The organism is Candidatus Frankia nodulisporulans (assembly GCF_902806475.1).
In the GTDB taxonomy this organism is placed as follows: Bacteria; Actinomycetota; Actinomycetes; order Frankiales; family Frankiaceae; genus Frankia; species Frankia umida.
Genome location: NZ_CADCWS010000102.1, coordinates 1 through 13,848, shown reverse-complemented (window position 1 = coordinate 13,848; position 13,848 = coordinate 1). Strand labels below are relative to the sequence as shown.

Genomic DNA, 13,848 nt, shown 5'->3' with positions numbered 1-13,848 from the left:
GCTATGCAGGCCAGCGCGTCGTGCCGGGTTGCCAGATCGGCGGCCGACCGCGGAATGAGATGGGTGACGGGAACCTGCTCGCCGGAAACCGGATCCAGGCGCAGGAGCTTTTCCGGATGATCGAACTGAAGGTCGTAAAGGCGGGCCAGCATGGTGGCCGCACCAGCGGTTCGCGGGTCGTTCGCGACGTCTTTGATGCGCTCCCCACCGAGCCACACCTCACGATCGCCAGTAAGCCCGTCAAGATAGTCTTTCCCGGATCGTGTGCCCATCTCCCCGTGTCCCCCCGGACCTGGTTGGTGGCTTGATGTCGTACCAGCGACTCTGGAATCAATGTGCCGGGACCGCGGACCGCACAGTGGCATGCCTGTTGCTTCGCAAGAGTAGCGGAGTTCGACCCCCCTTGAGGTGTCGATGGGATTTTGGTGGGAAAAGTGAAAGAGGTGAAAAGGGACATACAAGGGCAAACGCGTTTGCCGATCGACATTGCTGCCAGAATTGCTGCCAGAAATTCGGGATGCCCCGGGTCGGCCGGGGTCGAACACATAACGTTGCCCCATGGTGCGGTCGCCGGCGGCGCGCGTTCTGGTGGTCGAGGACGACGTGTCCCTGGGGCGTCTGCTGACGAGAAGTCTGCGTCGTGCCGGTTACACCGCGATCCTCGTGGCTGATGGCGCGTCCGCCCTCGAACAGGCGGCGTCGACGGACCCGCCCGATCTCGTGTTGCTGGATCTCGGCCTGCCGGATCTGGACGGTAACGACGTCTGCCGGCGCCTGCGCGGTCTGACCGACAGCCCGGTCATCGTCATCACGGCCCGCGCCGAGGAGGCGGACCGTGTCCGCGCCCTCGACCTCGGTGCCGACGACTATCTGGTCAAGCCGTTCGGGCTGGCCGAACTGCTGGCGCGGATACGGGCGGTGCGTCGTCGGGCGGTCCGGGCCACGGCGGCCGCGGCCAGCGGGAACGAGATCCTGCGCCACGGCCCGATCGCGGTGGACCTGCGCAGCCGGCAGGTTCATCTGAACGGACGTCCGGTCGCGCTGACGGCCAAGGAGTTCGACCTGCTGGCGTGCCTCGCCCACGATCCCGGTCGGGCGCTGCGTCGGGAGGAGATCCTCGCCGCGGTGTGGGGCGAGTGGTTCGGCTCCTCGCGGGCCCTCGACGTCCATGTCGGGGCGTTGCGGCGCAAGCTCAGCCCCGGGCGGTACATCGAGACCGTGTACGGCGTCGGGTTCCGCCGGGTCGACCCCACGACCGCGCCCACCGGCGGCCACCGGTGAGCCGGCGCATCTTCGCCGCGTTCCTGGCACTGACCATGGTGACCCTGATCGGACTGTGCATCCCGCTGGGATTTCGGATCGCCGCCCACGATCGGCGGATCTTCTGCCTGCGCATCATGGCCGACACCGACGTGTACGCGGGCCAGGTGGAGGGAGTGCTCCGGCGGACACCCGCGCGTGATCCCGGCGCCGGGTCGTTGTCCACGGCCCTGCTTCCGCATCCGATGCGGGACACCACCGGGGGCCGCACCGGCGCGCCGGACACGGTGGAGCTCTACGACCGGACCGGGCGGCTGGTCGCCGGAAGCGGGCGACCGACCGAGGTGTCGGTGCTGGAGCTGCGCGAGGTCGTCCGGGACGAGCAGCGGCTGCGCTACCCCATCTCGGTCTCCGGCGGCCGGTTCGTCGCCGCGGCGCCGGTGCGCGGCGCCGCCGGGGTGCTTGGCGTCGTGGTCGTCGGACGGTCGGACGCACCGCTGCGGGCCGAGACCCGTTCGCGTTGGGCGATGATCGCCATTGGTGGAGGTGTCGTCGCGCTCGGTGCTCTGGTCGCCGCGTTGGCCCTCACCCGCTGGGTGGCGCGTCCCCTGCGCCGGGTGGAGCAGGCGGTGCAGGCGCTGGGCCAGGGTCGGCTGGCGACCCGGGCGCGGACGGTGCGGGGCCCGAGTGAGGTGCGGGCCCTCGCCGGGGCCTTTGACGAGATGGCGGCGCGGATCGAGTCGCTCGTCCACGGGCAGCGCACCTTGCTGGGAGACGTCTCCCAGCAGCTACGCACACCGCTGGCCGCCATGCGCCTGCGGCTGGAACTGCTGGCGCAGGACGTGGACGGACCCGTGGCCGGCGAGGTGAACGGTGTCCTCACCGAGGTGGCCCGGCTGGCCCGGCTGGTGGATGGCCTGCTCGCCGTCGCGCGGGCCGAGCATGCCCCGGCCGCGCTCGACCTGGTGGACGTCGCGTCCGTGATCGAGGACCGCGTGGTCGCGTGGCTGCCGGCGGCGGCCGACGCCGGGGTCGAACTCAGCTGCGACCTGCACCCACCGCAGGCGCCGGACGTCGGCGCGGGTCTGCTGGCGTTGGCGGCCCCCGGCCATCTCGAGCAGATCCTCGACAACCTGGTCTGCAACGCGCTTGCCGCCAGCCCACGAGGTGGATCGGTGGCCGTTCGGTCCAGCCCGCCACGGTACGCGTCACCGTCGCTGATGACGGGCCGGGCATGTCGGCGAGCGAGCGGGAACATGCCCTCATCCGCTACCGCACCGCCGGTGCGGCCCGAGATCCCGCGTCCGCCGAGGTCCGGCGCGCGGATCGGGGTGGGTCCGGGCTCGGCCTGACCATCGTGGCCACCCTGGTCGCGGCCGATGGTGGACGGGTGCGCCTGGCACGGAGCGCCTCCGGCGGGCTGCTGGCGGTGGTGGAACTGGCGGCCGGGCGGGAACAGACCGCGGGTACGCCCGTCCCGGACACCTCGAAACCCGCCATGATCTTTACAGGTTCCTGACGTTTTCCTGCCTGCTGAGCGTGGGCGAACACCATTGCCAACCGCATACCGTGGCGCTCGCCGGATTAATCCTGAGCGGGTGGAGGCGGTTTCGGTGGCTGATGTGAATTCCTGGCTGCGGCGGTTGTATCTCAGGGCGCTCACCATTCGGGTGATGCGGAACAAGTCCAGGTTCGTCGCGCGGCGGGTCCGGGAGTACTCGATCCAGTCGTCCTCGGCGCCGGATTCCGTGCTCGTCGAGCTGGCTCGCGAGACCGAGGCCCTCGGCCCGGCGGCGGGCATGCTCGTGCCGCATGCCCAGGGCACCCTGCTGACCACGCTGGTCGCCAGCGCGCGTCCGACGCGGGCTATCGAGGTCGGCACCTTCACGGGATACTCGTCGCTGTGCATCGCACGTGGCCTGTCCGACGGCGGCCAGTTGCTGTGTCTCGACATCAGTGAGCGGTGGACCTCGATCGCCGAGAAGTACTGGGCGCGCGCGGGTGTGGGTCACCGGATCGAGCTGCGGCTTGGTCCCGCGGCCGAGACGATTTCCGCACTTCCGGCGGAGCCGACCTTTGATTTCGCTTTCATTGACGCGGACAAGGTCTCCTATCAGGAGTATCTCGATCTGCTGCTGCCACGAATGCGGCTGGACGGTCTGCTGGTCGTCGACAACGTCCTGCTCCACGGGAAGGCGGCCCGCGGTCGAGCGCGGGGGGCGGAGCCGGCGGCCATGCGGCGGTTCAACGCCCGGCTGGCGGCGGACCACCGGCTCCAGACGGTGATGCTGCCCTTCGCCGACGGCCTCACGCTCGCCCGCGTCCGCGCCCACTGACCGCCGGCCCGGACGGCCCACCCGCCGCCGCGTTCCCACCTCTGGTTGGCCTATGGTGCCGGGGTGACAGGGTCTGAGAGTCCGACCGCCGGCGCGGAGTTTTCGGGTGGGCGGGAGCGGCGGTATCCGCCGCCGGAGCAGATCCGGGGGGCGGTGGTGGCGCGGCGGGGTCAGGTCGAACGGTCGACCACTGACCAGCGGCTGCTCGACACCCGCAGCCCGTCCGGATTCGTACACGCCGATCCGTGGCGGGTGCTGCGCATCCAGAGCGAGTTCGTCGAGGGGTTCGGGCTGCTGGCCGAACTGCCGCGGGCGGTGACGGTCTTCGGGTCGGCGCGCATCCGCCCGGACGATCCGGTCTACGAGGTCGGCCAGCGGCTCGGGTCGGCTCTCGCCCGGGCCGGCTTCGCCGTCATCACCGGCGGTGGCCCGGGGGTGATGGAGGCGGCGAACCGCGGCGCGCAGGAGGCCGGTGGGCTCTCGGTGGGGCTTGGCATCGAACTGCCCTACGAGCAGCGGCTCAACGACTGGGTGGACCTCGGCGTCAGCTTCCGCTACTTCTTCGTCCGTAAGACGATGTTCGTCAAGTACGCGGAGGCGTTCGTCATCCTGCCGGGCGGGCTTGGCACCCTCGACGAGCTGTTCGAGGCCCTCACCCTCGTCCAGACCGGCAAGGTCACCAGGTTCCCGGTGGTCCTGCTCGGCTCCGCCTACTGGTCGGGCCTGCTCGACTGGCTGCGTTCGACGGTGCTCGCCGCGGGGCTGATCAAGGAGGCGGACCTGCACATGATGGCGGTGACCGACGATGTGGACGAGGCGGTGCGGATCGTCGTGGCCGGCACCTCCGGGGCGGGCCACGGCGCCGCCACCTCACCAGCCACGGAGCCAGCCACGGAACCGGCGGCGGAGCCAGGGGAGCGCGGACGGCCGTGAACGTGTGCGTGTACTGCGCGTCGTCGACACGGATCGACCCGGTCCATGTGGAGCTCGCGGCCGAGGTGGGAACGCGGATCGCGCGGCGCGGTCACACACTGGTCTCCGGTGGGGGATCGGTGTCGTCCATGGGGGCGGTGGCGCGAGCCGCCCGGGCCGGCGGGGCGCGCACGATCGGCATCATTCCCACGGTGCTGGACGCGATGGAGGTCACCGACACCGACTCCGACGAGCTGATCGTCACCGCGACGATGCGCGAACGCAAGGGCCTGATGGACGACCGCGCCGACGGTTTCCTCGCGCTGCCCGGCGGCCTCGGCACGCTGGAGGAACTCCTGGAGATCTGGGTGGCGCGGGTGCTGGGCCTGCATGCCAAGCCGGTCGTCGTGCTCGACCCGACGGGTGTCCTCGCGCCCCTGCGCGTTCTCGTCGACTCGTTGGTCGCCGGTGGCTTCGTCCGTCCGGCCGCGCGTGACACGGTGCACTGGGCCGGCGACGTCGACGAGGCGCTCGACCTGCTGGAAGCCGGCGCGAGCGGGAGTACGACGGCCGTCGCCCCGCCGTCGCCCACCGCCGCCGAGATCGTCGAAGGCGAGTAGAACGGACACGACCGGCCGGGCGGAATGACCGGCTGGTTCGGCCGGGCGGCTGGTCAGACGACGCCGCGGCGGGCGACGGCGAGGTCGGTGTCGCCGCGGATCGCCGAGACCATCCGCAGGGCGCGCACCGTCGCCGCGACCTGGTGGGCGCGAAAGACCCGGGCGCCGAGCCAGGCGCTGACCGCGGTGGCGGCGAGGGTGCCCTCGAGTCGCCCGTCGACGCCGGTGTCGAGGGTCTCGCCGACGAAGTCCTTGTTCGACATGGCGACGAGGACGGGCCAGCCGGTGGCGGTCATCTCGGGCAGGCGGCGGGTCGCCTCGAGGGAATGGCGGCTGTTCTTGCCGAAGTCGTGACCGGGGTCCACGAGGATCGCATCGGGGCGGACCCCCAGGGCCACCGCACGTTCGGCGAGTCCCACCGTGGTCGTGACGATGTCGGCGACCACGTCCTCATAGGTCATCCGGTGCGGGCGGGTCCGTGGCGGCAGATGTCCGGCGTGGGTGCACACGAGGCCGATGTCCTGGGCGGCGGCGACCGCGGCGAGGTCCGGGTCGACCCCACCCCACGCGTCGTTGAGCAGGTCGGCGCCCTCGCCGGCGACCACGCGGCCGACCTCGGCCCGCCAGGTGTCGACGCTGATCACCACGTCGGCGTGTCGGGCCCGGATCGCCGCGACGAAGCCGCCGATCCGACGCAGCTCCTCGGCGGCGTCCACCTCCTCGCCGGGGGCGGCCTTCACCCCGCCGACATCGATGATCCCCGCGCCGTCGGCGACGGCCCGGTCAACGGCGGCGAGTGCCTCGGCCTCGCCGTAGGTCGCCCCGCGATCGAAGAAGGAGTCGGGCGTTCGGTTCACGATCGCCATGACGACAAGCTCGGCCGGTGCGAACACCCGCCGCCCCAGCCGCAACGGCCGCTGGCCCCGAACCACTTCGCCATCCATCCGGCCAGCCTGCCAGATCGGGCAGATCAGGTGGGGTGGACGCGGCTGGCCGACGGGCGTCGTGGCACGATCGACAGCGTGGTGCTCGCCGTCGAGATCGTCATTGTCATCGCGGTCGTGTTCACCGTGGCCGCTCTGGCCGTCGGGCGATTCGACCGGATGGATCCCGCCGCGCCCGACAGTTCCTCGGTCGGGTTGCCCGCGGGTGGTGCCGTCACGGCCGCCGATGTCGCGCACACCCGGTTCGCGGTGGCGTTGCGTGGCTACCACATGGCCGAGGTGGATGCCGTCCTGCTGCGCCTGGCCGAGGAGCTGGCCTGGCGCGATGACGAGATCGCCCGCCGTGACGAGGAGCTCGTCCGCCTCGCGTCGTTCGCCCGGATCGGCACGACCCGGGACGCGCCACGGTCGGCCGCCGCGCCGGTCGACACCCCGGACGTCCACATTCCGGACGTCCACCCCCCCGGGCGTCCACACTCCGATCGTCGATGCTCCGAGCGCCGACGACGCCCTCGGTGGTGACGGCATCACGGGTACCCCCGATGCGGGTTCCTCTCCCAACCCCGCCGCCCCCTTGGGCGCTCTTGGCACCCGCGGCACCCGTACCGCCCACGGTCCGGCTGGTGTCGTGGAGGAGACACAGGACGATCCGTCTCCTTCCGGAGTCGAGCGATAGCAGAGTGTTGATATGGGTGTTGTGATCGTGGTTGGTCGCTCGGTACTCGACACCGGATGCCCACCTTCTGCGGTCGACACCGGTGACCGTTGTGATTGTGCGGGGAGGCGTGTTTCGGGTTGCGGTCGGGTCTACGGGATAATCGACGTCAGACGCAGGTCCGACGGCAGGAAGAGGTGCACCGATGGCGGCCATGAAGCCGCGGACGGGTGACGGTCCGCTCGAGGTGACCAAGGAGGGGCGCGGCATCGTGATGCGTGTCCCACTGGAGGGGGGCGGTCGGCTCGTTGTGGAACTCGCCGCCGATGAGGCAGGTGCGTTGGGGGAAGCGCTCAAGACCGTGATCAGCTAGCGCACGCCGCCGCGTCACGCGGCGGCGAGGGGAGTCCGGTGTCAGGGAGGGTCCGTCGCATGACGGCGCACATCGCATGACGGCACGCCGCACGATGGGCACGCCGCATGAGGGGGCACGTCGGATGATCGGGTCGGCGTCGGTCACGTCGAAGCCGGCGGCGCCGGAGGCAGGGCCGTCGGCCTCGCCGGTCGGCGAGTTCACCGCACCGCTTCCCACCGTCGTGCTGCGCTCCGGGCCGGTCGGTGCCGCCGGTGCCACGGGTGGCGATGACGCCGGTGATGGTGTCGTTGGCGCTGTCGCCGTCGTCCTGGCCGCCGGGGCGGACGGGCCGCGCTTCGATGATGCCATCGGACAGGCCGTGGGCGATCTCGGGATTCGGCTGGACGCGCTGATCGAGTCCGAGTCGCTGCGCGCGGACGCGGGGTCGGTCCTGGTCGTGCCGCTGACCGTCCCGCCCGGGGAGTCGGCCGAGGGCACCGCCCGGCCGCGGCGCCTGCTCGTCGTGGGTGTGGGTGCGGGTCGTGCGGCGGACTGGCGCGCGGTGGGCGCCGCACTGGCCCGCCGGTCGGGCTCCGTGGCTCGCCTCGCCCTGGTCGCGGGCTCCGAACTGACCTCCGACGGGCTGCGCTCGCTCGCCGAAGGGGTGGCGCTCGGCGCCTATCGCGTCGCCGGCCTGCTCGACCGGGCTGCCGCCCGCGCCGACCCGTCCGCGGCTGTGGACGACCCGCCCGCGGCCGAGACGGACGCGGGCGCGGCGCTGGGCTCCGGGTCACCGAACGGCGCGGGGGAGACGAACGGCGCGGGGGCCGCCGGCGGTGGGGGACTGCGTGAGGTCGTCGTGCTCAGCGCCGGCCTCACGGACGACCCCGAAGCCCAGGAGGCGCTGCGGGCCGCGCGGGCGGTGGCGACATCGGTGTGGATCGCCCGGGATCTGGTGAACACGCCGAGTCTGGTGAAATCGCCCCAATGGCTGGCCGAGCGGGCCGTGCGGATCGCCGTCGCCGCGGGTCTCACCGCGCACGTGCTCGGGCCGGCGGAACTCGCCGAGCAGGGCTTCGGTGGCCTCAGCGCGGTGGGGCGGGGCTCGCCGCGCCCGCCGTATCTCGTCCGCGTCGAGTACGACGGTCCAGCCGGGGTGGCCGCCGGGGGTTCGCCGGGCGCCGACGGCGTGACACCGGGGCATCGGGTCCTCGTCGGCAAGGGCATCACCTTCGACTCCGGTGGGCTCTCACTCAAACCGGCCGTCTCGATGATCCCGATGAAGACCGACATGGCCGGGGCCGCGGCGGTCCTCGGCGCGATGACGGCGCTGCCAGCCCTCGGCGTCCAGGGCCGGGTCACCGGTCTGCTCTGCCTGGCCGAGAACATGATCGGCGCACAGGCGATGCGTCCCGGTGACGTCATCTCCTGCTGGGGCGGGACGACTGTCGAGGTGCTCAACACCGACGCCGAGGGCCGGCTGGTGATCGCGGACGGGCTCGCCTACGCGGCCGGTGAACTCGGCGCGGACGTCCTGGTCGATCTGGCGACGCTCACCGGCGCGATCTCCGTGGCGCTCGGTCGGCGCACCGCCGGGCTGTTCAGCTCCGACGACACGCTCGCGGCCGCCCTGTCCGCCGCCGCGGACACCGTCGGGGAGCAGGTGTGGCGCCTGCCGCTGACCGACGAGTACCGGCCCGCGCTCGACTCGACGGTGGCGGATCTGACGAACATGGGCCGGGCCCTCGACGTGGGCGCCGGATCGATCGTCGCCGCGCTCTTCCTGCGTGAGTTCGTCGGCGGCGTCCCCTGGGCCCATCTGGACATCGCCGGCGCCGCCCGCGCCGATGCCGACGACGGCGAGATCAGCCGCGGCGGCACCGGCTGGGGAGTCCGTACCCTGCTCGCCTGGCTCACCTCACCCCTGGTCCAGCCGGCGCCGGCTCAGCCCGCGCCGGCCGGCTGAGCCGGCGCTCCCGCCCGCCTACGGTGCGGCGGGCAGGGCGGCGAGCTGGGTGCGGACCCAGCGCAGGCTGTCGTGCTCGGACATCACGGCCGGCCAGCCGGCTAGGCCGGCCTCGATCGTGTCCCGGTTGGCGACCGCGAGGATCTCCACTCGTAGGGCGCTGACGTCCGCCTGGTCGACGTCGAGCTGGTCGAGGTAACGCGCGAGGATGCCGCCGGGATGGGGCTCGCGTACGGCGTAGATCTCGCCGGTGTCCGCGACCCAGCTCAGCCGGTAGGTGCTGTGGCTGTCCTCATGGTCCGTCCAGCCGTCGCCGAACGGGACCTCCACCGAGGACTGCCGCCGGGGGTCCGCCCGGTAGAACGCGCGAATGTCCATGCTGCCATCCTCTCCCGCGCCGCCGGCCGGGTAACCGGGCGGTCGGTCGCCCGGTTACCCGGATCAGCCGACGGGCAGCCGTGCCAGGGTCGTCTCGTAGCCCTTGGCCTGTGTGTCGGTCAGCGCCAGGGACACCCGCAGGACGATGTCCGCCCGCCGATACACATGTTCGGTCACCAGATCATGCTCGGCGGTGACGGTGAGCAGCGTTCGGGCGCGTCGCTCGGCGGCGGCCGCGTCCGAGAAGACCTCGATCGCCCCGCCGCGCTCGATCGCGCCCGCGGGGGCGCCCTGGACCTCGTTCGAGCCGACCCGCGGATCGCGGAAGGCCACCCGGCTGGTGTAGCCGCCGGTCGTGCCCAGCAGGTGATCGGGATCGGTGGCGGCCGTGTAGATGGCGGTGGTGCGCAGCGGCAGCCCCGCCGTCCGCAGCCTGAGCGCGACCTGTTCGGCCGTCAGCCCGCTGGCGGCCTCACCGGCGGCCGCACCGCCCGTGGCTGAGGTCGGGGTGCCCACGCCCGTGGCGGGAGCGCTCACGACCGAGGTCGGGGTGTCCGCGGGGAGGACACCCGGATCGGCCGGCGCCCCGGAGTGCTGGCGGTGGGACGGTCCGACCAGCCGGTTCAACACGTACCCGGCGGTGCCGGCGACCAGCGCCACGACCAGCACGATCATGACATACGGCAGGAGGCTTTCCCGGTCATCGGCCACCGGGCCAGCCGCGCCCGCACGCGCACCCGGGGTGCCGTGCGCGCCATGCCCGCCAAGAGTGTCGTGCCCACCGACGCCGCCCCTGCTGCCGGCGGTGCCGCGACCGCCGGTGCTCCTGCTGCCGGTGCTCCTGCTGCCAGTGGCGCCGCGACTGCCGGTGGCGGGGGCGCCACCGGTCGCGGTCAGTGGTGCGCGAGGGCGGTAGGGGGCGGCGCCGCTCGGATGGGCCGATCCGCCGGGCTGCCACGACGGCTGCGGGCCGGTCGGTGCGTCGTGATCGTCCGAGTAGTCGTCGTCGTGGCGTGAGGCGTCGGGGTACCGGTCGTCGAGGTGGCCGTCCTCGAGGTACTGGCCGTACTGGCCGGTGTCGTCGTACCGGTGGTCGTCGGCGTAGCCGCGGTGGCGTTCGGCCGGGCGGCGGTCGGTGGGGCGGTGGGTGCCGGGGTAGCTCGCCGCGTCCGCGGCCGGCGACCAGTCACCGCCGGGACGGGCACGCCCGCGGGTGGCGCCTGCTCCGTTCGCGGGCGCCCGGTCCGCACGGTCGGGATGGTGCGGACGGTCATAGTCGTCCCGGTGGGCGCCCGCGGAGCCGTCCCAGCGGTCCGGAGCAGACCGCTGATCACGGCCGGGCCGTGGTTCCTGACCGGGCCGCGCGTCGCCGTCGGCGCCGCCCCAGGACGGGCGGGGCGCGCCACTGCGAGCGGGCTCACCGCGCGGACGGGGTTCGGCGGGGTAGGCGGGGGGATACTCCTCCGGGTAGCTGTCGGGCAGCTGGTCATGGCCGTATCGATCATCGAAACGGTCGTGATCGGAGGGCCCGTCAGCGGCCTGGGAGTGACGGCCGTCACGTGAGCGAGGAGCACTCTGGTGGTGGGGATAGGTGTGGGCCGCGGTGTTGGCGCCATGGCCGGCGTACCCGCCGAAATCCTCGTAGCGCCGGTCTTCCCGCGCGGCCGGTGCCATCCACTCCCCATTGCGTCGAAATGTCCCGCTGGACGGGCACACTACGCGCTTGTGCCGGCATTCCCCCGGACTAGGCGCTTCCCTAGATGATCGGATGCGTCGCCGTCGTGCGCCAGCGGATTGCCCGGTGGCCGGCCTGTGATGCGGCGCCGACGGCGCGGCGGCTAGCTCAGCGGGGAGGACTTCGCGACCACCGCGATGAGCAGGCCACCGCCGGTGGTCAGCATCATCTGGGTGAGCCGGATGTCGTCGCGTACGGCAGTGGCGAGCTCGCGCACGGCGATGGCGTCGACGGTGCGCACGGCGGGGTCGGCGGCCTGACCGTCGGCCAGTACCCCGGCGAACACCACGACGCCACCGGGGCGCAGCAGACGCAGGGCCTGGGTGAGGTACTCGCTGCCCTCGCGCCGGTCGGCGTCGCAGAAGACGAGGTCGTAGGCGCCGTCGGTCAGCCGGGGCAGCACATCGAGGGCGCGGCCGGTGATCAGTCGCGAGCGACCCGGTGCCATCCCGGCGTCGGCGTAGGTGCGGCGGGCCAACCGAAGATGCTCGGCCTCGACGTCGATCGTGGTCAGTGTTCCGTCCGGACGCATGCCGCGCAGCAGCCAGGTACCGGACACACCGGTACCGGTACCGATCTCCACGACGGCGCGGGCGCCGGCCGCGGCGGCCAGGAAACGCAGCACCGCTCCGGCGCCCGGGCTGACGGGAACAATCCCGACCTCCTCGGCACGGGAGCGGGCAGCACGAAGGATGGGGTCTTCCAGCAGGAAGCCCTCGGCGTAGGCGGCGGCCGAACCCAGCGCGCCGATATCTGTCTGGGGCATGACATCCGCAGCCTACGGGAACGGGACAGCACAGATGCGCGTTCATCTGATCGACGCGCATCGTGTCGAGGATCGTGGGTCGACCACCGAGGGGAGATACAACGGTGTCCGCAGCGGGATTCGCCGCTCCATGGCCGGGCCGTCGGGTACGTTCGACGCGAACCGACCGAGAGGCGGCCGTGGCTGCGCAGGACTCCGGGGCGGCCAGTGACGCCACCGGCGCCGCCGCCGCCACAGCAGAAGCCTGGGTTCCCCCGTCCTGGGAAGATGTCGTCCGTGAGCATGGCAACCGGGTCTACCGGCTGGCCTATCGCCTGACCGGCAATGCCCATGACGCGGAGGACCTCACGCAGGACGTCTTCGTCCGCGTGTTCCGGTCGCTGGCCGACTACACCCCCGGCACCTTCGAGGGCTGGCTGCACCGCATCACGACGAACCTCTTCCTGGACCGGATGCGTCGCCAGCAGAAGATCCGCTTCGACGCCCTCCCGGAGGACACCGAGCGTCTGGCCGGTCGTGAGGCGAGCCCGGAGGCCGTCTACGCCGAGGCACACCTCGACGCGGATGTCGAGGCGGCCCTCGCCGCGCTGCCACCCGACTTCCGGGCGGCCGTCGTGCTCTGCGACATCGAGCAGTTGTCCTACGAGGAGATCGCGCAGACCCTCGGGGTGAAGCTCGGCACCGTGCGCAGCCGGATCTCGCGCGGGCGGGCGATGCTGCGGGCGGCCCTCGCCGATCGTGCCCCCCGGGCCGGTGAGGATGTTCTGCTCGCCACGGCGCAGGGAGACCCTTCCTCGGAGGACGCCGCCACGTTCACGGTCACTCGGGCTGACGACGCCCGCTCGGGCGTCGGGCTGGAAACCGACCGGTACGGCGCGGATGCGGCCGCGCGGCGCGACCGTGATGATGGTCGTGCGCGGATCGGGCGGCGGCGTGCCGCCGTCCGATCCGGTGGCAAGGGTGGTGCTCCGGCGGAGCGCCGCGCGTGACCGAGCACCTCGGCGACCGTATCTCGCCACTCATCGATCACGAGCTTGACCACGACGCCCGGGATCGAGCGCTCGCCCACCTCGCCGGCTGCGATCCCTGCCAGCGCGAGGTCATCCGGATGCGCGCGCTGAAGGCGCAGCTGGTGACACTGCGCGACCCCGCCATGTCGGATGCCTTCGTGGCGCGGCTGCGTGGTCTCGGCGCGGTTCCACCCGCGGCGCCCGTCGACCCGCCGTCGAGCAGGCCGGTCGCGGCAGGCCAGTCGGGCGTCGGGACGGGCACCGAGACGACCAGGGTCGCGCGCGTCGCCACGCCCCGTCGCCCGGCGGTCCGTCGCGACCGGCCCGCCGGACGAGCCCGGGGCTCCCACCGGCCCCTGCCACCGCCGATGGTCAGCCGGTCGAGAGGCTCCGCGCCGCGGCCCGACATCGCCGGTCGTTCTGGGCCGCGGCGGCCGAACCCGGCCGAACGTGGCCGCCGGCCGCTGCTGGCGCGTCCCACCGGACCGCGCCGATCCACCGTGCGGCGGACCCTGCTGGGTTCCGCGGCCCTGCTGGTGCTCGCCATGACCGGTACCGCGGTCGGGGATGTCGGCGGGAGCACACGTCCTGGTGGGTCCGTGGCGGTACCGACCGTGTCGAGCGTGGTCGCGCCCGGGCCGGCCGCCGGCGGCTCCCTGCGGCTGATCCCGATGTTCTCGCCGATGCGGGTGTCGTTCCGTCGCTGATCGCTGATCAGTAATCGTTGTTGATGTTGGCAGGTCCCTGTCGCGCAGTGCTGATCATTGTGCCGGCGACGTTCTTTTTTTGTTCACATCGACTGCACGCGCCGGAAACATGAAGTGCGCGAAGGTGATCTCCGCCGGCGTGTCCGGTTCGGTCGAGAGCGTCGTTGCTTTCCCTCTCGCAACCGTTGCCGCAGTCGTTGTCGT

At 72.3% G+C, this 13,848-nt stretch carries 16 protein-coding genes; 11 read left to right on the top strand and 5 right to left on the bottom strand.

All coding sequences use genetic code 11. The annotated features are described in order from the left end of the window. Positions 1-272: 4-hydroxyphenylacetate 3-hydroxylase N-terminal domain-containing protein (locus G6R24_RS11415; protein WP_276529337.1), on the bottom strand; the 272-nt coding region annotated here is incomplete at its 3' end. A 286-nt stretch (positions 273-558) separates the two neighbouring features. Between G6R24_RS11415 and G6R24_RS11410 the strand changes: the two genes are divergently transcribed. The 6 genes from G6R24_RS11410 to G6R24_RS11385 all read left to right on the top strand — a co-directional run bounded on the left by G6R24_RS11410 (position 559) and on the right by G6R24_RS11385 (position 5,128). After that, positions 559-1,281, top strand: coding sequence for a response regulator transcription factor (locus tag G6R24_RS11410; protein ID WP_163549229.1), 723 nt, complete (start codon positions 559-561; stop codon positions 1,279-1,281). Then, positions 1,278-2,612 (top strand): sensor histidine kinase, encoded by a 1,335-nt coding sequence (locus G6R24_RS11405; protein WP_163549228.1) that lies wholly within the window; start codon positions 1,278-1,280, stop codon positions 2,610-2,612. The genes G6R24_RS11410 and G6R24_RS11405 overlap by 4 nt, the downstream gene beginning before the upstream one ends. Further along, entirely contained in the window at positions 2,495-2,779 is a 285-nt protein-coding gene (locus tag G6R24_RS24100) for a hypothetical protein (RefSeq protein WP_163549227.1), read from the top strand. Before G6R24_RS11405 ends, G6R24_RS24100 begins: the two co-directional genes overlap by 118 nt. A gap of 94 nt (positions 2,780-2,873) precedes the next feature. Next, positions 2,874-3,596, top strand: a complete 723-nt coding sequence (locus G6R24_RS11395; protein ID WP_225438401.1) for an O-methyltransferase — start codon at positions 2,874-2,876, stop codon at positions 3,594-3,596. 63 nt (positions 3,597-3,659) lie between these two features. Next, on the top strand, positions 3,660-4,529 hold the full coding sequence (locus tag G6R24_RS11390; protein ID WP_163549226.1) for an LOG family protein: 870 nt from the start codon (positions 3,660-3,662) through the stop codon (positions 4,527-4,529). Then, positions 4,526-5,128: an LOG family protein gene (locus tag G6R24_RS11385; protein ID WP_163549225.1), complete on the top strand. Its 603-nt coding sequence runs from the start codon at positions 4,526-4,528 to the stop codon at positions 5,126-5,128. Before G6R24_RS11390 ends, G6R24_RS11385 begins: the two co-directional genes overlap by 4 nt. A 53-nt stretch (positions 5,129-5,181) precedes the next feature. On the opposite strand, the gene folP is transcribed toward G6R24_RS11385, so the two are convergent. Further along, positions 5,182-6,072 carry a dihydropteroate synthase gene (gene folP / locus G6R24_RS11380; RefSeq protein ID WP_175084351.1) on the bottom strand — a complete coding sequence of 297 codons (891 nt, stop codon included), beginning with the start codon at positions 6,070-6,072 and terminating at the stop codon, positions 5,182-5,184. A gap of 30 nt (positions 6,073-6,102) precedes the next feature. Here folP and G6R24_RS11375 point away from each other — a divergent pair, with 30 nt between their 5' ends. The 3 genes from G6R24_RS11375 to G6R24_RS11365 all read left to right on the top strand — a co-directional run bounded on the left by G6R24_RS11375 (position 6,103) and on the right by G6R24_RS11365 (position 9,048). Next, the gene (locus tag G6R24_RS11375; RefSeq protein ID WP_225438399.1) at positions 6,103-6,594 is read left to right on the top strand and encodes a DivIVA domain-containing protein; all 492 of its coding nucleotides are present in this window, start codon (positions 6,103-6,105) and stop codon (positions 6,592-6,594) included. 338 nt (positions 6,595-6,932) lie between these two features. Further along, on the top strand, positions 6,933-7,100 hold the full coding sequence (locus G6R24_RS11370; RefSeq protein WP_163549224.1) for a DUF3117 domain-containing protein: 168 nt from the start codon (positions 6,933-6,935) through the stop codon (positions 7,098-7,100). 76 nt (positions 7,101-7,176) lie between these two features. After that, complete coding sequence (locus G6R24_RS11365; protein ID WP_225438398.1) at positions 7,177-9,048, top strand: leucyl aminopeptidase family protein; 1,872 nt, start codon at positions 7,177-7,179, stop codon at positions 9,046-9,048. 18 nt (positions 9,049-9,066) lie between these two features. Here G6R24_RS11365 and G6R24_RS11360 read toward each other — a convergent pair whose 3' ends face one another. From G6R24_RS11360 to G6R24_RS11350, 3 genes are all read right to left on the bottom strand, one after another. Next, positions 9,067-9,426 carry a hypothetical protein gene (locus G6R24_RS11360; RefSeq protein WP_163549223.1) on the bottom strand — a complete coding sequence of 120 codons (360 nt, stop codon included), beginning with the start codon at positions 9,424-9,426 and terminating at the stop codon, positions 9,067-9,069. A 63-nt stretch (positions 9,427-9,489) separates the two neighbouring features. Next, on the bottom strand, positions 9,490-11,100 hold the full coding sequence (locus tag G6R24_RS11355; RefSeq protein WP_163549222.1) for a hypothetical protein: 1,611 nt from the start codon (positions 11,098-11,100) through the stop codon (positions 9,490-9,492). Positions 11,101-11,264: 164 nt separating this feature from the next. After that, positions 11,265-11,927, bottom strand: a complete 663-nt coding sequence (locus G6R24_RS11350) for an O-methyltransferase (RefSeq protein WP_163549221.1) — start codon at positions 11,925-11,927, stop codon at positions 11,265-11,267. Between the two features lie 179 nt (positions 11,928-12,106). On the opposite strand from G6R24_RS11350, the gene sigE reads away from it, so the two are divergent. Both sigE and G6R24_RS11340 read left to right on the top strand, forming a co-directional pair. Next, positions 12,107-12,916 (top strand): RNA polymerase sigma factor SigE, encoded by an 810-nt coding sequence (gene sigE / locus G6R24_RS11345; RefSeq protein ID WP_244957133.1) that lies wholly within the window; start codon positions 12,107-12,109, stop codon positions 12,914-12,916. Continuing rightward, positions 12,913-13,644: an anti-sigma factor family protein gene (locus tag G6R24_RS11340; RefSeq protein WP_163549219.1), complete on the top strand. Its 732-nt coding sequence runs from the start codon at positions 12,913-12,915 to the stop codon at positions 13,642-13,644. Before sigE ends, G6R24_RS11340 begins: the two co-directional genes overlap by 4 nt. Positions 13,645-13,848 lie beyond the last annotated feature (204 nt).